Origin of the sequence: Pseudomonas xanthosomatis (genome assembly GCF_019139835.1) — a bacterium.
Taxonomy (GTDB): domain Bacteria; phylum Pseudomonadota; class Gammaproteobacteria; order Pseudomonadales; family Pseudomonadaceae; genus Aquipseudomonas; species Aquipseudomonas fakonensis.
On sequence record NZ_CP077075.1, the window covers coordinates 3,628,279 to 3,646,481 of the forward strand.

15 protein-coding genes and 1 pseudogene are annotated in these 18,203 nt (G+C 64.5%); 5 read left to right on the plus strand and 11 right to left on the minus strand.

Going from position 1 to position 18,203, the window contains the following annotated elements; genetic code table 11:
- Nucleotides 1–628 precede the first annotated feature (628 nt).
- The 8 genes from fapF to pnuC all read right to left on the minus strand — a co-directional run bounded on the left by fapF (nt 629) and on the right by pnuC (nt 7,222).
- Entirely contained in the window at nt 629–1,897 is a 1,269-nt protein-coding gene (gene fapF / locus KSS93_RS16220; protein WP_217885007.1) for a fibril amyloid transporter FapF, read from the minus strand.
- Between the two features lie 46 nt (nt 1,898–1,943).
- On the minus strand, nt 1,944–2,684 hold the full coding sequence (gene fapE / locus KSS93_RS16225; RefSeq protein WP_217885008.1) for a fibril amyloid subunit FapE: 741 nt from the start codon (nt 2,682–2,684) through the stop codon (nt 1,944–1,946).
- A 33-nt stretch (nt 2,685–2,717) separates the two neighbouring features.
- Nucleotides 2,718–3,407, minus strand: coding sequence for a fibril amyloid maturation endopeptidase FapD (gene fapD / locus KSS93_RS16230; protein WP_217885009.1), 690 nt, complete (start codon nt 3,405–3,407; stop codon nt 2,718–2,720).
- A 113-nt stretch (nt 3,408–3,520) separates the two neighbouring features.
- Nucleotides 3,521–4,744 (minus strand): amyloid-like fimbrin subunit FapC, encoded by a 1,224-nt coding sequence (gene fapC / locus KSS93_RS16235; protein WP_217885010.1) that lies wholly within the window; start codon nt 4,742–4,744, stop codon nt 3,521–3,523.
- Nucleotides 4,745–4,795: 51 nt separating this feature from the next.
- On the minus strand, nt 4,796–5,365 hold the full coding sequence (fapB, locus tag KSS93_RS16240; protein ID WP_217885011.1) for a fibril amyloid subunit FapB: 570 nt from the start codon (nt 5,363–5,365) through the stop codon (nt 4,796–4,798).
- A 1-nt stretch (nt 5,366) separates the two neighbouring features.
- A complete protein-coding gene (gene fapA, locus KSS93_RS16245; RefSeq protein WP_217885012.1) occupies nt 5,367–5,819 on the minus strand; it encodes a functional amyloid chaperone FapA in 453 nt (150 codons plus the stop codon).
- 288 nt (nt 5,820–6,107) lie between these two features.
- On the minus strand, nt 6,108–6,659 hold the full coding sequence (locus KSS93_RS16250; protein ID WP_217885013.1) for an AAA family ATPase: 552 nt from the start codon (nt 6,657–6,659) through the stop codon (nt 6,108–6,110).
- Entirely contained in the window at nt 6,656–7,222 is a 567-nt protein-coding gene (pnuC, locus tag KSS93_RS16255) for a nicotinamide riboside transporter PnuC (RefSeq protein WP_217885014.1), read from the minus strand. Before pnuC ends, KSS93_RS16250 begins: the two co-directional genes overlap by 4 nt.
- A 219-nt stretch (nt 7,223–7,441) precedes the next feature.
- Here pnuC and KSS93_RS16260 point away from each other — a divergent pair, with 219 nt between their 5' ends.
- Nucleotides 7,442–8,710: a DUF2599 domain-containing protein gene (locus tag KSS93_RS16260; RefSeq protein ID WP_217885015.1), complete on the plus strand. Its 1,269-nt coding sequence runs from the start codon at nt 7,442–7,444 to the stop codon at nt 8,708–8,710.
- Between the two features lie 249 nt (nt 8,711–8,959).
- Here KSS93_RS16260 and KSS93_RS26960 read toward each other — a convergent pair whose 3' ends face one another.
- Nucleotides 8,960–9,694 carry a methyl-accepting chemotaxis protein gene (locus tag KSS93_RS26960; protein WP_437182128.1) on the minus strand — a complete coding sequence of 245 codons (735 nt, stop codon included), beginning with the start codon at nt 9,692–9,694 and terminating at the stop codon, nt 8,960–8,962.
- A gap of 138 nt (nt 9,695–9,832) precedes the next feature.
- Nucleotides 9,833–10,594: pseudogene (locus KSS93_RS26965) on the minus strand (cache domain-containing protein); the annotation flags it as partial.
- Between the two features lie 299 nt (nt 10,595–10,893).
- Here KSS93_RS26965 and KSS93_RS16270 point away from each other — a divergent pair.
- Together KSS93_RS16270 and KSS93_RS16275 are read left to right on the plus strand one after the other, a co-directional pair.
- The gene (locus tag KSS93_RS16270) at nt 10,894–11,724 is read left to right on the plus strand and encodes an undecaprenyl-diphosphate phosphatase (RefSeq protein WP_217885017.1); all 831 of its coding nucleotides are present in this window, start codon (nt 10,894–10,896) and stop codon (nt 11,722–11,724) included.
- Nucleotides 11,724–12,122 (plus strand): DUF1294 domain-containing protein, encoded by a 399-nt coding sequence (locus tag KSS93_RS16275; protein ID WP_217888753.1) that lies wholly within the window; start codon nt 11,724–11,726, stop codon nt 12,120–12,122. Before KSS93_RS16270 ends, KSS93_RS16275 begins: the two co-directional genes overlap by 1 nt.
- 21 nt (nt 12,123–12,143) lie before the next feature.
- Here the strand turns inward: KSS93_RS16275 and KSS93_RS16280 are convergent, their stop codons facing one another.
- The gene (locus KSS93_RS16280) at nt 12,144–13,676 is read right to left on the minus strand and encodes an FAD-dependent oxidoreductase (protein ID WP_217885018.1); all 1,533 of its coding nucleotides are present in this window, start codon (nt 13,674–13,676) and stop codon (nt 12,144–12,146) included.
- Nucleotides 13,677–13,855: 179 nt separating this feature from the next.
- On the opposite strand from KSS93_RS16280, the gene KSS93_RS16285 reads away from it, so the two are divergent.
- Entirely contained in the window at nt 13,856–14,995 is a 1,140-nt protein-coding gene (locus KSS93_RS16285) for a MexC family multidrug efflux RND transporter periplasmic adaptor subunit (RefSeq protein ID WP_217885019.1), read from the plus strand.
- Nucleotides 14,996–15,004: 9 nt separating this feature from the next.
- Entirely contained in the window at nt 15,005–18,130 is a 3,126-nt protein-coding gene (locus KSS93_RS16290) for a multidrug efflux RND transporter permease subunit (protein ID WP_217885020.1), read from the plus strand.
- Nucleotides 18,131–18,203: the final 73 nt, after the last annotated feature.

The window sequence follows — 18,203 nt, forward strand, 5'->3', positions numbered from 1 at the left end:
GTGTTTCACGTAAGCGTTCCTTTTGCCATGAAGCTGTAACACAAATGTGCTGGATGATATCAGGCATCGGTTAGTTACGTAGTTCGTGACAACGGTGGTTACCAAATTCGCCGGGGCCATACCCCGCGATGGCCACACCACCGCAATCGCCGGCAAGCCGGCCCCTGCAGGAGCCGGCTTGCCGGCGATAGGGCCCGAACAAACAACACATCAACAACAATCAAACCAACATCCCAGCTCTTGATCTGGCTCTTGATCTGGCTCTTGATCTGGCTCTTGATCTGGCTCTTGATCTGGCTTCTAAGCGCGCGGAAGTTCAGGCAACACAAATCGCGACTTCAGGAGGCCGAGCGCAGGGATTGCGTAGCAGGGCGACCGGCATGGATGCCGGTCGAGCGCCGATCAGGCCAGGGACGGCCCGTCGGCGCGTACCTGCGGAGCAAGCCCGGAGCGAGGGAACCCCCGAAGCGCAGCGTAGGGGGCCGGATGATGGGAGCAGACGGCTTTGCCTACTTTGGCCACGACCAAAGTAGGCCGCCGTAAGGGCGGAAAGGTGACGAAAAGCCTCTATCGTCAACGAATGCGCATACATCTCCAAGCGCAACCCCCACAAACCCCAAACCTCAAATCAGAAGTAATAAGGGAACTTCAAACTAAACGAAAAATCCGGCGCATCATCGGTCAACCCAATCGCCAGGTTAGGCACAATCGTCAAATTCTCGGACGCCGCAAAGGTCAACCCAATGTTGAAGTTGGCCGCGTTGTAATCGCTGTTGGTAATCGACTGCCAATCCCCCCCGTCCTGCCTGATCTTGCTCTTGCGGGCAAACTGGTCGGTCACCGAGAACGACATGCTCATCTTCTCGTTCAGGGCAAAGGCAATCCCTGCGCCGATCTGCCACGAATCCCCCAGCTTCACATCCCCCGGCACCTTGCTGCCGGCTTCGGGGCTGATATCGCTGAACGAGTCCTGCATGTTGTAGGTGTAGGAAAGGCTGCCGAACAGCACCGCCGGGTCGAAGGTCTTGACCAGCGAAATGCCTGGGGTCACCGACCACACGCCGTTGCCGGTCGGCAGGCTCTCCGGCACCGCCAGGTTGTCGTTGCCAGCCACCTCGCGCAGCTTGATACCGTAAGGGTCCTTGCCGGTCGGGGCCTTGACCCGCAAGGTGAACACCGCATCCGGCAGGCTCTCGGACTCGTCGAGGAACTTGTAGGCCACGCCAACGTTGATGTCGCCCAAGGTCGGGTCGCGGGTCACGCTGGCCTCGGATTCGGACTGGCCAGAACCACCGGCCCCGCCGGACGAATAAGTCGAATCGCGATAGACGATCGGCACGTTTATATCGAACTGCCAGCGTTGCGCCACGTTGTAGCGGGCGGTCAGGTCCAGGGTCCAGTTATCGGCCTTGATCCGGTCGATGTTGATATCACCCAGGAAGATCGAATCCAGCGCCAGAAAGCCGTTGAGCACCAAGGCGCGGGTGTCGTAGTGGGTGTAGGTGAGGCCGGTCTCGACACTGAACTTGCCGCCGCCAAAGAAGCCGCTGGCCTCGTCGTACAGGTTGGACACGCTCTGCGCCGGTTCCGAGTTGTCCTTGAGCGACTGCCCATACGAGCTGCCCGACCCTGCCGCAGCCACCTGGCCACCCCTGGCGGGCTCGGCAGGAGACTTGACCAGGCGCTTGGGCTGCGGTGCCGGCGGCGCCTCTTCGACCTGGCGCAGGCGCTGTTCCAGCACCATCAGCGCGTTCTGCTGCGCTTCGTAACGTTGCTTCAATGCCAGCAATTCCTGCTTGAGCGCCTCGACCTGCGGGTCGGCGGCGGCCTGCAACAATGTGGCAGGCGCCAAGGTGGCCAGGCAGACTACAGCTCTGAACGTAAACGATCGATGCATGGGGGAGCCGTCCCTTCAGGCTTCAGATAATGCAACAGAGCGTAGATCAGTAACCCAGGGTGCGCAGGCCCTTGAGCTGGTCAAGGTTGTGGGTCAGCGCGCCACCCGACGGCATGTTGTCGCGCAGCACCACGTTGAGCGAGGTGATGTTGCTGACCTGGTTTCCATTGCCCAGCAGCGTGGTGTTCTGCATCAGGCCGCCCTGGGCCAGGCGCTGCGCGGTGCTGCCCTGGTTGTTGCCGGCGACGATGTTCAACTGCACACCGCCGTTGGTGGCGGAAACGCTCATGGAACCTGCGCCATTGGCGCCTACCAGCGTCGAGCCCGGGGCCAGTACCTGGCCCTGAGGCGTATCACCGCTGCCCTGGCTGCCCTTGCTGACCTTGATGTCGACGTTGTTCCACGCCGAGTTGTTGTCACCCGCGGCGCGTACCACCTGGGTCACGCCCGTGGTGTTGTTCAGGCCGCCACCGCCGGTAACGGTACCGGTACCTTGGTTGGTCGAGGTGCCGGTGCCTTTTTCGTCGATCATGGTCACGTAGAACTGCGGCTTGATCGTCGACTGCTGGATCTGCATCGTCGAGGTGGCGCCGATCACCTCGCCGTTGGCGTTCTGCCAGGTGCTGGTCATGACGATGCCGAAACTGACGATGCGCCCGGGCATTACGTAACGCCCGCGCAGGTTGGCCAGTTCCTGGTCCTTGAGTTCGATCGGCTGGAACGTCTGTGCCTGGATCGGCAGGCTGGCCGCCAGGCACATCAGGGTCAGCCAGGTTGGAGTCTTCATGGGATGCTCCCGGAGCCTCATGCCCCCTTTTAGTTAGAAGAAATCGCTGCGAATGAAGCCGAAGTCCATCAGTTCGGAATCCTTGACCGGTGCAAAGTTGTTGATGCGGTTCTTGGCGGTCAAGGGTTGTGGCGGGTCGAGCAGGGCGTTGGCCTTGTCGTAGCCCTGGCCGATGACGGCGAAGATGATGCCGTTCCAGCCCTTGACGAAGTCATCCACCGTGAAGCGCTTGTGGCCCAGCACCGGGTCGCCGATGTACACCCAGCCCCGGTCGACCTTCTGCAGCACCACGAAGTGCTTGTAGCCTCGGATATCCATCAGCACCACCACCGGAATGCGCACGTCGTGCAGGGTTTCCGGGGCCACCCGGTAGCCGCGGGCACGCATGCCGATGCTTTCCACGTAACGCTTCATGTCCAGCATCGAGAAGCCCTGGGTCCGCACCAGGTCCTGGTCGGCGTGGGCCAGCATGCCTTCGATGATGTCGTGCTCGCTGACATCCAGCCAGTAGGCCTGGCGCAGGATGGTCGCCAGCGCGGCGGCGCCACAGCTGAAATCGGTCTTCTGCTGCACCAGGTCGGCGAACTTGCGCTCGCGTACGCTCTGGATCGGCTTGAACACCACCGCGCCACCCGGAAGCACCGAAAGCGGCATCTGCGCCGCTTCGCTGGTGGTACTCAGGCTGGCCAGGCAAAACAGCATTGCCAGTGCAGGAATGCGCATGTGCTAACGCCTTCTGGTTGCGGCAGGGCATCGCCGGCCAGCCGGCTGCCGAATGCATCGGGAGCCTTCTGGCCGGCGATGGGGGCCGCAGGCGGCCCCTTGCTGCACTACGGTCAGAACGAGGTGTTGGAGATGGCCAGCGAGTTGCTTTGCTGGTTGCCCACACCGGAGGCCACGTTCACGCCCAGGTTGCCCGAGCTGCCACTGACCGAATTGTTCAGGGTGGCGGTGTTGTTGACCACGTTCGACCAGCCGTTAGGCGTCAGATGCTGGAACGAGACGGTGTTGCTCAGGTCCCAAGAAGTGGACTCGCTGTAGTTCTTGGTCACGTCCTTGCTCGAGCTCGAAGCGCTCTCGCCGGAGTTGGCGTAGTTGGAGTCGTAGGCTTTCTCGAACGACGAGTCGTAGGTGTGGCCCTTGGTGGTTTCGACGCTGCCGTTGAGCGAGGCGTTGAACGCATCGCTGGTGCTCACGCTGCGGGTACGGTCGCCGTTGCCGTTGTTGAAGGTGACCACATGCCCGGTGTTGAGCGAGCCGTCGGCGCTGGCAGTGAGGGTGGCGCTGCCAGTGGCGTTGGACTGCCCGGACTTCGAGCCGCTGGCGTCGAAGTGCGAAGTGCCGCTGTTGCTCCAGTTGGCCGAGGCCGACTTGTCCACGCTCAGCTCGGAGTTGTGGGTGAGCGAGGACGAGCCGCTCTTGGTGGTGGTCAGGGTCACGGTCTGCACGGTCATGTTGCGGTCGGCGTAGTTGTTGACCGTCAGGCCCGGGCTGTTCTGGTCGGCGCTTGCCGTGGCGGTGGAGCTGCCGCCGAGTGGCGAGCTGGCGTTGGCGATGGCCATGGTGTTTTTCTGCTGGTTCAGGTCGCCGCCGGCGACGTTGATGCCCATGTTGCCTGAGCCACCATTGCCCGAGCCGCTCATGATGGCCGACGAGGTGGTGTTGTAGTTGGTGACCTTGTTGTCGTTGCTGTACTGCTTGACCGTGGAGGTGGCATTGGCGCTGCCGAACACGAAGGCCCCGTCGATATCGGCGGCGCTGGCGTTGGCGATGGCGGCGGCGTTGTCCTGCTGGTTGCCGCTACCGGCCGCCACGTTGACGCCGACGTTGCCGCTGGCGCCGGTGGCCGAGCCGCTCATTTCGGCGCGGTTGATGGTGCCTTCGTTGAGGATGCGGTTGCCTGTGCTGTTTTGCACATCCGTGGCGTTAGCCGTTGCACTTACCGGAACGACGGGTGGGCCATGCCGGTCGCGCCGGTCGTTCTGCCCCGCCTGTGCAGCTACAGCCATGATCGCAGCAATTGCGAAAACCAGAGGCTTGATTGCCATCGAAGGTTTCATGGTGACTCTCCGTGCTATGTGTAGGTTAAGTGTTGTTGGTGACTGCCAGGGTCAGTTGGCGACCCGCACGCTCAGGGTGTTGGCCGTTCGGTTGCCCACCCCTGCGCTCTGGTTCAACTGGATCACCCCACGGCTACCGGTGAAGGCCTGGTCGCTGGTGCTGACCTGGCGATAGCCGGTTGAGGTGTCGGTTGCCCCGGAGTTGTTGACCAGCGTCACGTTCTGCTGCATGAGGACGCTGTCATCGAGACTGAGCGGTTGCGCACTGACACTCAGGCGCACCGCGTTGGCTTGCTGGTTGGCGGCACCGGCGCTCTGGTTGACGCCGAGGATGCCGTTGCCGCCGCTGAAGGCGTTGCCCTGGATGCTGGCACCGGCGGCCATCGACGGGTCGACCGTGGCTTGCACGTGCTGGCGTACCTGGGTGTTGGCGCTGGCGTCATGCCCCAGGGAGATGGCCCGGGCATTGGCCTGTTGTTGCTGGTCGCCGGCGGCCTGGTTGACCGACAGCACGCCCTGGTAGCGGGCGCCGGAGGCATCGATGGTGGAGGTATTGACCACCGGTGGCTGGGCGAAGGCGGGCAGGGCGAAGGCAGTGGCGAGGATCAGCACAGGCTTCATGTCATTTGCCCCCCGTCAAAACGTTCAGCCCGCTCATGCCGCGCTGCACGCTGGAGTTGACCATGTTGGCGATGCTGGCGCCGCTGCCACTGCCGCGGCCGCTGGCCATGTTCGGCAGTTGGGTCTGGCTGTTGATATTGCCGCCCAGGTTGCTGGTCTGCTGCAGCACCATCGCGTTGACCCCGGCGCCGCTGCTGATGCCGGCGAAGTCCCCATCGCTCAGTTCCCCGGTCTGGCGCACGATGGCTGCCGAGGGGTTGGCGTTGATGGCAAGCGGGTTGGGGTCGGGGATCAGCGGGGCGCGGGTAGCCATGCGTGGCTGTACATCACGCAGCACGATAATGCGCCCGTCGCCGGCATGGGCCGGCAGGCTCAGGGCCGAGCCCAGGGCGCAACCTGCCAGCAGCAGGTGGGTGAAGCGGGTGGCTTTGTCGAGTGTTCCCACGGTGGCCATTCCTTCTTCCGGGCGCTGTCCAGCGCAAGCGTTGCCGGATACATGGCAGAAGCCGTGCCAATTTTGTTTTTATTCGGGGAATCAACAACTTGTGGGAAAGTGCGGGGGCAGCAGCGGGCAAGGTGTATCAGCGCTGAGACGATCTACGCTTGAACCTGGCTGCAAGCCCCGGAATACGGCGGTTGTGAAAGGTTCGTGAAAACCTGTCTCAGGGCTGAGACAGGTTCCCCATTTCTGGCGTAGGCCCCAAGGAATGGGGGTTTTGCCAAACGCGGCTGTCTCAGCTGGTTAACACTCGGTGGCGCAGGCTGGCGGTTGGCCATCAAGCAGGCGGGCCACGGCGCCAAGCGCTGCCGCACTGCGCTGAGGCCAGTCGCCTTCGATGACCTGGAACGGCCGCTGGCGGCTTTGCAGCCAGTCAAGGCTGTCGTGGAAGAACCGCTGGCGCTCTTCCAGCCGGGGCTGGCAGCGCAGGCCGTCGCCAACCCAGTCCACGCCCTCGGGGCGCAGCAGCAGGTGCAGGTCGTAGCTGCGTGCGTCCAGGGCCTGTTCGACCCAGGCCGGACAGTCGCCAAACAGCGCGCGGCTCCACAGGATGTTGCTCAGCAGGTGGGTGTCGAGAATCAGCAGCGGCGGGGCCAGAAGGCGGCCCTGGTCTTCCCATTGCAACTGCCCGCGGGCAATGGCCGGGATGTCGGCGTAGCAGGTATCGCGCTGCTCGCGTTCCATGAAATGGCGCACGTATTCACCCACCACCACGCCGCCGAAGTGGGCCTGGATCTCGCCGCTCAGCCAGCTTTTGCCGCTGGACTCCGGGCCGCACAGCACCAGGGTCTTCATGCGCCGGCCAGCGCCGGGTCGCGGCGCCACTCCAGCCAGCCGCGCACGGCAATCAGGGTGAACAAGGCGTAAAGTGCGGCGGTGAGGTACAGGCCCTTGTACAGGAACAGGCCGACGAAAATCACGTCCAGCACCACCCACAGCGCCCAGCATTGCAGGCGCTTTTGCGCCATCCACAGCTGCGCCACCAGGCTGAAGCCGGTGAGTGCGGCATCCAGCCAGGGTTGTGCGGCATCGGTGTAGTGCGCCATGCCCGCGCCCAGCACCACGCTGGTCAGCAGGCCGGCGGCCAGGCCTTTGAGCTGCGCTGCCGGGGCCAGGCTGGTCACCTGGCGGGCGTCCTCGGCCCGGTCAGGGCGGGTCCATTGCCACCAGCCGTACAGTTGCAGCACGGCGTAGACCAGCTGCAGCAGCATGTCCGAATACAGCTTCACCTCGTAGAAGATCCAGCTGTACAGCACCACCATCACCAGCCCGATCGGCCAGCACCAGGGGTTCTGGCGCACGGTCAGCCAGACGGCGATGACGCCGAGCGCGGCGGCGAACAGTTCGAGGCCGGACATCGGCGATCCTTGGGCGGTTGGGAAGGCGAGGATGTTACCGCGAAGCGTGAGGAATGCCAGCACAAATGCATGTGCGTGCGGGGCAAGTGGCAATTGCGCGGGGACTTCTTGGCAATAGAACAGGCTGATGGTCGGAACTAGTAATTTTGCCAGTTGTGATGGCCCGGCAAACTCATAGTCTCGGGGGTGAAGTTAGTCCCGTGATCAAGAGGTGAGGCCATGAACGCATTCACAGGTAAACTGTTGCCCGCGATAATTGTTCCGTTGATTATATTTTCCAATTCGGCAATCAGTGCCGATAGTTGCGAGTCGGTGGTGCAGGACCTGACCAAGTGGTACAACAGCACGCCAAGCGATTGTGGCCTGGACCCGGCGGCGGATTGCTCCGGCATCATGATGCGCGCCACGCAGCGTGCGCCCAACGGGGAGTGGGACGTCTGGAACCCGAGCCCCAAATCCGAGGCCTCCGGCGGCGTATCGGTGTCGTGGATGCGCAGTGACCGGATCGGCTATGAAGACCCGGGCATGAACTCGAGCAATGGCATTATCTTTACCCCGCGACAATTCGTGAAAGAGCCGCAAAAGAAACTCGACATCTTTTGTGCCTTCCCCATCGATGCTTGGACTGATGACCGTGCTAATCGTGGTTGTGGCGATAACTCGGCCACCGCAGCAACAGAAAAAAGTTGCCAGGCTTTGGGTATAAAGGATCTGGCAGCCTGGCAAAAACAATATGCGGCACTGGCTGGAAGTGCGGATCGTAATGTCCGTCACCGGCTTCAGTGTGGCTTCGATATGGGCGGTGACCTGTCGCGGACCGAGCGGCGCGACGCCTTCAAGCAGTTCATTGCCGCACGCCAGGCAATTGCCAATACCCAGGAAGGGCGGCAGGTGCAGACCGAACTGCGGATGGTGGCCTGGAAAAAAGGCGAGGACGTTCCGGTCGCGGCGTTTTTCTACAGCAATCCCCAGGGGCTGAGCGACGCGCGGAAAAACCAGTTTGACTACTACCAGCGTACTGGCCGCTGGGTGCCGGTAGTGAAAATGGACTTCCCGGCCGACTCCAGCAAGAAAACTGCATTTTCCTGCGAGGCGAACGCCCAGCACCGTGACCTGCCGCGCCCGTATACCGCACCCCGGACAGCGTGCAAGCAGTACATCGACAAGGCCGAGTGGGTCCGGCGTGATGACCCGTTCCTGGGCAAGGGCACCTGGACGCTTGCGGTGACCCCTACCGAATGCGGGCGCAAGATCAAGGCCGATGAGACCGAAGCCATGTATGCGGAACTGGTTCGCAAATATGCCGATGACCCGCGTTGGAGCGGGGCAGGGTATGGCGCCGGGATGCGGCGCCAGCTGGTTTGCCACCTGGCCTATGTCGATCCCAAGGAAGGGCCGGTACGCAACAAACCGTCGTATAACCTTGAGCCGGCACGGCCGGACGTGAGTGATGAAGTATCAAAACAGAACGGCTGCAATCCGTATTAGTGCCCTGTCAAAGGAGAGGGTTTGCCGGCGCGGTGGATGGCACCGGCTGCGATTGCGCCAAGCTTGAGTCTGCCCTGTGGGAGCGGGTTTACCGGAGTGCCGGACCACCGCGAAGCAAGCGACGCGGAGTCTGGCACCGGCTTCGCCGGTGTTCGCGGTGGTCCGGCATCCCGGTAAACCCGCTCCCGCAGGTCCCTGCTAAATCAATGAGTTATGTGCAGTTCTATGAGGGCCAGCTTGCCCGCGAAGCTACACCTTGAACTGGCGCAGCAACTGCTCCAGGTCCTCGCTCAGCCGCGCCAGGGCACTACCGGCATCACTGGACTGACGCGCTGCCTCGGCCGTCTCCTGCGACAGGCCGGCGGTTTCGGTCACATTGCGGTTGATCTCTTCCACCACATGCGATTGCTGCAACGTTGCGCTGGCGATCGAGGCGTTGAGTGCACCGAGGGTGTTCAGTGCCTGGCTGATCGCATCCAGGCTGGTACCGGCCTCACGGGCCTGGGTGACGGTCTGGCGTGAGGCCTCGCTGCTGGTGTCGATGGCCCTGACCGCTGCCTCCGACTGCCCCTGCAGGTGCTCGATCATGGTCTGGATCTCGGCAGTGGACTGCGCGGTGCGCTGGGCCAACAGGCGTACTTCATCTGCCACCACCGCAAAACCGCGGCCCTGTTCACCGGCCCGGGCGGCCTCGATGGCGGCGTTCAGGGCCAACAGGTTGGTTTGCTCGGCAATGGCGCGGATCACCTCCAGCACGCCACCGATCTTCGTGCTGTGGCTGGCCAGTTCGCGAATCACCTGCACCGCCTGTTCGATGGTCGCCGAGAGCCGGTCGATCTGTTGCAAGCTGCCGTGGATGGCCTGCTGGCCGTGGTCCACCTGCTGCTGGGCATTGCGCATTTCGCCGGCCGCCTGCTCGGCATGCTTGGCTACGTCGTGCACGGCGTAGGTGACTTCGTTGATGGCCGTGGCCACCTGATCCATCTGCAGCGACTGCTGGGCACTGCGGGCCTGGGCGGAGCCTGCGTTGTCGCCGACATGCCCGGCTGACTCGGCCAGGGCATGGGCGGCGCCCTGCAACTGGCCGACCACGCCCTGCAACTTGCCGTTGAAACGGTTGAAGTGCTCGCCCAGGTGGCTGATCTCGTCACGCCCGTGGGTGTCCAGACGCCGGGTCAGGTCGCTCTCGCCGCTGGCGATGTTGCCCATGGCCTGCACCGCCTCCTGCAGCGGGCGGGCGATGCTGCGCGCGATCAGCATCACCACCAGGGCCATCAGCAGGGCGATGCCCAGGCCCACCAGGGATGCGTCGCGCAACTGGCGGGCGAACTCGGCCTGCACATCGTCGACATACACCCCCGACCCGATCACCCAGCCCCAAGGTTTGAACAACTGAATGTAGGAAGTCTTGGGCACCGGCTCGCTGGCGCCGGGCTTGGGCCAGCGGTAGTCCACCGGGCCTGCGCCCTGGCTGCGGGCCAGGGCGACCATTTCGTTGAATACGGCAAACCCGTCAGGGTCGCGGATGGCCGACAAGTCCTGGCCGTCGAGCTTGGGGTTGGTGGGGTGCATGACCATCTTCGGCTGCAGGTCATTGATCCAGAAATAGTCGTTCTGCTCATAGCGCAGCCCGCGTACCACCTGCAGCGCCTGCTGCTGGGCGGCTTCGCGGCTTAGGGTACCGGCGGCTTCCAGGCCCTGGTAGTAGGCCAGCACGCCAGCGGCAGTCTGCACCACGTGGCGGGTTTTCTCGGCCTTGGCCTGGTACAGGTCGCCATGGATCTGGCGCAGCATCAGCAAGCCCAGTATTACCAGCATGGCCACGGCGACCAGCAGGATCAGCCATAGGCGGCGGCTGATCGACATCGATCTCAGGGTCTTCATGATGCGTTACTCCGGTGTTGTTCTTTTTATCGAAGGCATCCAAGCACGCTTTGCCGCTGGCCCCCACTCGACCAACGGCTAATCTGGCGTATATGACATGTGATGTTGCAGGTAACACAGGTGTCTTAACGGTCCCTCTGATAGGATCTCGGCCGCGCCAGATGAAACCTTTAACGCGCTGAACTTTTCCGCTGGCATTGCACCCAAGGGTCGCTGTAAAACGGCGTCGCCGCGTGCGGTACACATTTGCAAATCAAAACAGAGAGGCCAGCCACCGGCTGCGCCTCCATGGGGGAATGATGGATTTTTGGAGTGCCTTGCAGGCAATCATCCTGGGTGTGGTCGAAGGCCTGACGGAGTTTTTGCCGATTTCAAGTACCGGGCACCAGATCATCGTCGCCGACCTGATCGGTTTCGGTGGCGAACGCGCCATGGCGTTCAACATCATTATCCAGTTGGGCGCCATCCTTGCGGTGGTGTGGGAGTTCCGCCGCAAGATCCTCGACGTGGTCATTGGCCTGCCGACCCAGGCACCGGCCCGGCGTTTTACCGCCAACCTGCTGATCGCCTTCATGCCGGCGGTGGTGCTGGGGGTGTTGTTCGCCGACCTGATCCACGAATACCTGTTCAACCCGATCACCGTGGCTGCGGCGCTGGTGGTGGGCGGGGTGATCATGCTGTGGGCCGAACGCCGCCAGCATCGGGTAGAGGTCGACCATGTCGACCAGATGAGCTGGCAGCATGCGCTGAAAATCGGTTTCGTGCAGTGCCTGGCGATGATTCCCGGCACTTCGCGATCGGGCTCGACCATTATCGGCGGCCTGTTGTTCGGCCTGTCGCGCAAGGCAGCCACCGAGTTTTCGTTCTTTCTGGCCATGCCGACCATGGTTGGTGCGGCGGTTTACTCCGGCTACAAGTACCGCGATCTGTTCCAGCCCGGTGACCTGCCGGTATTCGCCCTGGGCTTCGTGGTTTCGTTCATCTTCGCCATGATCGCCGTGCGTGCCTTGCTCAAGTTCATCGCCAACCACAGCTATGCGGTGTTTGCCTGGTACCGCATAGCCTTTGGCCTGCTGATCCTGGCCACCTGGGAGTTCGGTTGGGTCGACTGGTCGACGGCGCACGCTTGATGGCCCGGGCGCAAAGCGTAGAGCCAGGCGTGCACAATGCACGCCTGAAGCTGCTGGTGCTGGCCGCACTGTGCCTGCTGCCGCTTTTTGGCGGCTTGCAGATGGGCCTGAGCGGGCAGTCCTGGCTGGCGTTGGCGCTATACCCTTTGGCGAGCCTGGTCAGCGTGATGCTGTATTGGCAGGACAAGCAGCAAGCCCGCAGGCAAGGCTGGCGCACTCCAGAGAAAGTGCTGCATGCCAGCGAGCTGCTGGGGGGGTGGCCGGGGGCTCTGCTGGCCCAGCAGCTGTTTCGGCACAAGACCCGCAAGTTGTCATATCAGCTGGTGTTCTGGGCGATTGTGCTGGTGCACCAGGTGTTCTGGGTTGACCGGCTGTTTCTGCATTTGAGTGGGTTTTGAGGTGGGGCTGCGGGTAAACCTTCACCCCGGCCACGCGTCGATCAACTCCCGCGCCTCCCGGCTGTTCAATGGCCGCTTCATCCGTTGCGACAACACCGCCATGGCCCGCGCGTAGCCCACGGCAACCACCGCCTCAACCTGATCATCAACGCATTGCAAGGCAATGAAATCCTCAAGGCCTGGCTCGCCCACATATTCGATACGGTTCCACTGCCGCCCGTGCCCCAGCACTTCCAGGGTCTGCCCGTGCTGGTAGGTCCAGAAATACGGCACATCGTCATACCGGCGCCGTTCGCCCAGCATGTTGCACGCCGCAATCGCGCCCTGCTGCTGGGCCAACCGCCAGTGTTCGATGCGCGTGTGCCTGCCGGCGAGGGGAAAGGTGGCGATGTCGCCCGCCGCCCACAGGCCATCGGCCGCCTGGAAGTGCGCATCGACATTCAGTGAGCGGTCCGCCGCCAGCGCCAAACCCTGGACAAAGCCCGTCGCCGGGCTGACCCCGGTGCCCAGCAGCACCAGCCCGGTGGCGATGCGCTCGCCGTTGGCCAAGCGCACGGCCTCGACCCGCTCGGTACCCTCGAACCCTGCCACCTCCACAGGGCCATGAAACACCACACCCTTGCGCTCATGCAGCTCACGCAAGCTGCGGGCGATGCGTTCGCCCAGCTGGCCAACCAGCGCCAAGGCATGGCGCGTCACCACATGCACCTGCAAGCCATATTCACGCAGCGCCGCGGCAGCCTCCAGGCCAATGAAACCATCGCCAACCACCACCACGGGCTGCCCCGGTTCCGCCAGGTCGAGCAGGCGGGCAGCGTCATCCCGGGAGCGCAGCACGCAAATGCCGGGCAACTGCACACCCGGCAGGTCCGGGCGCTTGGCTTTGCCGCCGGTGGCCAGCAGGGCGGCGTCGTATTTCAGCTGCTGGCCGTCGGCCAGGGTCAGTTGGCGTTTGCCAGGGTCGAGGCTGCGCACCTTGCCGGCAAGCCGCTGCAACTGGCCACGGCGCAGGTCGTCGGGCTCCAGCAAGGCCGGGACTTCGTCGGGTGGCATCTGCCCGGCAATCACGAATTTGCTCAAGGCGGTACGGTCGTAGGCGGGCGCCTGCTCCTGATCGACCCACACCAGGCGCCCGGCAAAACCGTGCTCCAACAGGGTGGCGACTGCAGCGGCCCCGGCCGCGCCGGCACCGACCACCACGAATACCCGGGCGTCGCTGTGACGGGGGGCAGCAATATCTGGTAGCGGCTGGTCATCCGCCCACACCTGGCCGTCCTTGACCTGCACCGCATAGCGGCGCAGCCCGGTCAGCGCCGGCGGCTCGCACACCGCGCCTTCGTCCACGGCAAAGGCCGCCTTGTGCCAGGGGCACACCAGCAGCCCGGCGCAGACAGCACCTTCGTCAAGTGGCGCGCCGGCGTGGGGGCAGTTGCCCTGGTAGGCATGCACCTGGTCGCCCTGGCGCACCAGTACCAGCTCCTCGGTGCCGGCTTGGACCCGCAGCGGCCGGTGTGGGTCGAGTTGGTCGAGGGCTGCGACGGCATGCAAGGTCATAAGGGTTCTCCCGTGGGATAGAACCCATTTGACGCTTGGGCGCGGGTAGGGGTGCAGCCAGCCGACGATCGGCCAACGCTTACAATTATTCACACAAATACCGTATGAGACGAAATTGACTCATTAAAGGGCCAGTCGTACCATTCGCGCCGTTTTCAATCAAAGGCTCGGGTGAAGTCATGGGCAAGATGCGTGCAATTGGAGTGGCCGGTTGGCTGGTGGCAGCGGTGCTGCTGGCCGGCTGCGAGGCCGCGGATGATCCTCAGGCAGCGGCTGCGGCGCTGCCCGTGGACACCGTAACGGTGACCCACGAGGCCTTGGCCCTGGCCTCGACCCTGCCGGGCCGGGTCGAGCCGATGCGGGTGGCCGAAGTGCGCGCCCGGGTGGCCGGTATCGTGCTGCGCAAGGCCTTCGAGGAGGGCGCCGACGTCAAGGCCGGCGACCTGCTGTTCCAGATCGACCCGGCACCGTTCAAGGCGGCCCTGGCCCGCGCCGAAGGTGACTTGGCGCGTGCCCAGGCGGTGCAACACGAAGCCCAGGCGCGGCTGCGCCGCTACCAGCCGCTGGTGCAGATCCAGGCCATCAGCCAGCAGGACTTCGACACCGCCAGCGCCAATTCGCGCAGCGCCCAGGCCGCGGTGCTGTCGGCCCTGGCCGACGTGCAGACGGCGCGTCTGAACCTGGGCTACGCCACGGTCACCGCGCCGATCTCCGGGCGTATTGGCCGGGCGCTGGCCACCGAGGGCGCGCTGGTCGGGCAGGGCGACGCCACGCTGATGGCGCGCATCCAGCAACTCGACCCGATCTACGTTGACTTCACCCAGTCGGCCGCCGATGCCCTGCGCCTGCGTCAGGCGTTGCAGAGCGGCAGCTTGGCCAGCGGTGAAGAGCGCGCCCTGAGCGCCCAGGTAGAAGGCACCGAGTACCGGCGCCAGGGCGCATTGATGTTCACCGATGTGGCGGTGGACCACGGCACCGGCCAGGTCACCCTGCGCGGGCGCTTCGACAACGCCGACGGCATTCTGCTGCCGGGCATGTACGTGCGCGTGCACACCCCGCAGGGCGTTGACCGCCAGGCCATCCTGGTGCCGCAGCGTGCGGTGCAGCGCGCCAGTGACGGCCAGGCGCGGGTGATGGTGGTGGGCGCCGGCAACCTCGCTGAGGCGCGCCCGGTCAGCACCGGCGCCATGCATGGCGCGCGCTGGCAGATCACTCAAGGCCTGCAGGCCGGTGACCAGGTCATCGTCGGTAGCCCTGCTGGCCTGGCCGCCGGCATGCAGGTTACGCCGGCCCAGGCGCAACAGGCCCAGGCACGCTGAGGGGGCAACATGTCGAAGTTCTTCATCAACCGGCCCAATTTTGCCTGGGTCGTCGCCCTGTTCATTTCCCTGGCCGGCCTGCTGGTGATACCGCTGCTGCCGGTCGCCCAGTACCCCAGCGTCGCGCCGCCGCAAATCACCGTTACCGCCACCTACCCGGGCGCCTCGGCCAAGGTGCTGGTGGAGTCGGTCACCAGCGTCATCGAGGAATCGCTCAACGGCGCCAGGAACCTGCTGTATTTCGAGTCCACCAATAACTCCAACGGCATGGCCGAGGTGGTGGTCACCTTCGAGCCCGGCACCAACCCGGAGCTTGCCCAGGTGGATGTACAGAACCGCCTGAAGAAGGCCGAGGCGCGCATGCCCCAGGCGGTGATCACCCAGGGCCTGCAGGTGGAGCAGACCAGCGCGGGCTTTTTGCTGATCTACGCGCTCAGCTACAAGGATGGCTTCGAGCGGGCCGACACCACCCAGCTGGGCGACTATGCCGCGCGCAACATCAACAATGAACTGCGCCGCATCCCCGGGGTGGGCAAGCTGCAGTTCTTCTCGTCCGAAGCCGCCATGCGCGTGTGGGTCGCCCCGCAGAAGCTGGTGGGCTACGGGCTGTCCATCGATGATGTGGGCAACGCGATTCGCGGGCAGAACGTGCAGGTACCGGCCGGCGCCTTTGGCGCAACGCCCGGCAGCAGCGAACAGGAACTGACCGCCACCCTGGCCGTGCAGGGCACCCTGGACGACCCCGAGGCCTTCGGCCGGGTGGTCCTGCGGGCAAACCCCGACGGCTCGCTGGTGCGCCTGCAGGACGTTGCACGCCTGGAAATCGGCCTGGAAAGCTACAACTTCGATTCGCGCCTGAACGGCCGCCCGGCGGTGGCCGGCGCGGTGCAGCTGGCCCCGGGCGCCAATGCCCTGCAAACCGCCGAACGGGTCAAGCAGCGCCTGACCGAGCTGTCGGCGTACTTCCCCGAAGGCGTCGAGTTTTCGGTGCCCTACGACACCTCGCGGTTTGTCGACGTGGCCATCGAGAAGGTCATCCACACCCTGATCGAAGCCATGGTGCTGGTGTTTCTGGTGATGTTCCTGTTCCTGCAGAACATCCGCTACACCCTGATCCCCTCCATCGTGGTGCCGGTGTGTCTGCTGGGTACCCTGGCGGTGATGAAGCTGCTGGGCTTCTCGGTGAACATGATGACCATGTTCGGCATGGTGCTGGCCATCGGCATCCTGGTGGACGACGCCATCGTGGTGGTGGAGAACGTCGAGCGGCTGATGGCCGAGGAGGGGGTGTCCCCGGTGCAGGCCACCATCAAGGCCATGGGCCAGGTATCGGGGGCGATCATCGGCATCACTCTGGTGCTGTCGGCGGTGTTCCTGCCGCTGGCGTTCATGTCCGGCTCGGTGGGGGTGATCTACCAGCAGTTCTCGCTGTCGCTGGCGGTCTCGATCCTGTTCTCGGGCTTTTTGGCCCTGACCTTCACCCCGGCGTTGTGCGCCACGCTGCTCAAACCGGTACCCCAGGGGCATCATGAAAAACGCGGCTTCTTCGGCGCCTTCAACCGTGGCTTTGCCCGCCTGACCGAGCGCTACGCGCTGCTGAACAGCGCCCTGGTGCGCCGTGCCGGGCGCTGCATGCTGGTGTATGTCGGGCTGATCGCCATGCTCGGCTACTTCTACCTGCGCCTGCCGGAGTCGTTCGTGCCGGTGGAGGACCAAGGCTACGCCATCGTTGACGTGCAATTGCCGCCCGGTGCCAGCCGCGTGCGGACCGACGCCACCGGCCAGGCCTTGGAGCAGTTCCTGATGTCCCGCGAGGCGCTGGGCTCGGCGTTCGTGGTCAGTGGCTTCAGCTTCTCGGGCATGGGCGACAACGCCGCCCTGGCGTTCCCAACCTTCAAGGACTGGTCGCAGCGTGGCCCCGAGCAGTCGGCCGACGCCGAAGTGCAGGCGATCAACGCGCGCTTCGCCGCCCACGGCGATGGCAGCATCATGGCGGTCAACCCGCCGCCTATCGACGGGCTGGGCAACGCCGGCGGCTTCGCCCTGCGCCTGCTCGACCGCGGTGGCCTGGGCCGTGAAGCGCTGCTGGCGGCCCGTGACCAGTTGCTCGGCGCCGCCAACGGCAACCCGGTGATCCTTTACGCGATGATGGAAGGCCTGGCCGAGGCGCCGCAGTTGCGGGTACAGGTCGACCGCGAGAAGGCCCGCGCCCTGGGGGTGAGCTTCGAGAGCTTCAACAGCACCCTGGCCACCGCGTTCGGCTCGGCGGTGATCAACGACTTCACCAACGCTGGCCGCCAGCAGCGGGTGGTGGTGCAGGCCGAGCAGGCCGAGCGCATGACCCCGGAAAGCGTGCTGCGCCTGTACGCGCCCAATGCCAGCGGCGAGCAGGTGCCGTTCAGCGCCTTCGTCACCACCCGCTGGGAGGAGGGGCCGGTGCAGATCGTGCGCTACAACGGCTACCCGTCCATCCGCATTGCCGGCGACGCCGCGCCGGGCTACAGCACAGGCCAGGCCATGGCCGAGATGGAGCGCCTGGCCAGCCAGCTGCCGCCGGGTATCGGCTATGCCTGGACCGGCCTTTCGTACCAGGAAAAGGTCTCCAGCGGCCAGGCTTCGAGCCTGTTCGCCCTGGCCATTCTGGTGGTGTTCCTGCTGCTGGTGGCGCTGTACGAAAGCTGGGCGATCCCGCTGACGGTGATGCTGATCGTGCCGATTGGCGCGCTGGGCGCGGTGTTGGCGGTGATGGTGGCGGGCATGCCCAACGATGTGTACTTCAAGGTCGGGCTGATCACCATCATTGGCCTGGCGGCGAAAAACGCCATCCTTATCGTCGAGTTCGCCAAGGAGCTCTGGGAGAAGGGCTACAGCCGGGGCGACGCCGCGCTTGAGGCCGCGCGCCTGCGTTTGCGGCCGATCGTGATGACTTCCATGGCGTTCATTCTCGGCGTGGTGCCGCTGGCCATCGCCAGCGGGGCGGGTGCCGCCAGCCAGCGGGCCATCGGCACCGGGGTGATCGGCGGCATGCTCAGCGCCACGTTGCTGGGGGTGGTGTTCGTGCCGGTGTGTTTCGTCTGGGTGCTGTCGCGGCTCAAGCGCCGGCCGCAGGCGGCGGTGGCGCACGAGGCGCAGTGAGGCGCCTGGCAACGGCTCCTTTGGTTGGGTGATTCCAGCCGTTTGGCCCCTGGGTTTCGTGCCTGGGGGCCTT

Excerpts from the sequence above, each read along its gene's own strand:
- fapF (WP_217885007.1), bottom strand. The coding sequence starts at position 1,897 with ATGCATCGATCGTTTACGTTCAGAGCTGTAGTCTGCCTGGCCACCTTG.
- fapE (WP_217885008.1), bottom strand. The coding sequence starts at position 2,684 with ATGAAGACTCCAACCTGGCTGACCCTGATGTGCCTGGCGGCCAGCCTG.
- fapD (WP_217885009.1), bottom strand. The coding sequence starts at position 3,407 with ATGCGCATTCCTGCACTGGCAATGCTGTTTTGCCTGGCCAGCCTGAGT.
- fapC (WP_217885010.1), bottom strand. The coding sequence starts at position 4,744 with ATGAAACCTTCGATGGCAATCAAGCCTCTGGTTTTCGCAATTGCTGCG.
- fapB (WP_217885011.1), bottom strand. The coding sequence starts at position 5,365 with ATGAAGCCTGTGCTGATCCTCGCCACTGCCTTCGCCCTGCCCGCCTTC.
- fapA (WP_217885012.1), bottom strand. The coding sequence starts at position 5,819 with ATGGCCACCGTGGGAACACTCGACAAAGCCACCCGCTTCACCCACCTG.
- KSS93_RS16250 (WP_217885013.1), bottom strand. The coding sequence starts at position 6,659 with ATGAAGACCCTGGTGCTGTGCGGCCCGGAGTCCAGCGGCAAAAGCTGG.
- pnuC (WP_217885014.1), bottom strand. The coding sequence starts at position 7,222 with ATGTCCGGCCTCGAACTGTTCGCCGCCGCGCTCGGCGTCATCGCCGTC.
- KSS93_RS16260 (WP_217885015.1), top strand. The coding sequence starts at position 7,442 with ATGAACGCATTCACAGGTAAACTGTTGCCCGCGATAATTGTTCCGTTG.
- KSS93_RS26960 (WP_437182128.1), bottom strand. The coding sequence starts at position 9,694 with ATGGATCAGGTGGCCACGGCCATCAACGAAGTCACCTACGCCGTGCAC.
- KSS93_RS16270 (WP_217885017.1), top strand. The coding sequence starts at position 10,894 with ATGGATTTTTGGAGTGCCTTGCAGGCAATCATCCTGGGTGTGGTCGAA.
- KSS93_RS16275 (WP_217888753.1), top strand. The coding sequence starts at position 11,724 with ATGGCCCGGGCGCAAAGCGTAGAGCCAGGCGTGCACAATGCACGCCTG.
- KSS93_RS16280 (WP_217885018.1), bottom strand. The coding sequence starts at position 13,676 with ATGACCTTGCATGCCGTCGCAGCCCTCGACCAACTCGACCCACACCGG.
- KSS93_RS16285 (WP_217885019.1), top strand. The coding sequence starts at position 13,856 with ATGGGCAAGATGCGTGCAATTGGAGTGGCCGGTTGGCTGGTGGCAGCG.
- KSS93_RS16290 (WP_217885020.1), top strand. The coding sequence starts at position 15,005 with ATGTCGAAGTTCTTCATCAACCGGCCCAATTTTGCCTGGGTCGTCGCC.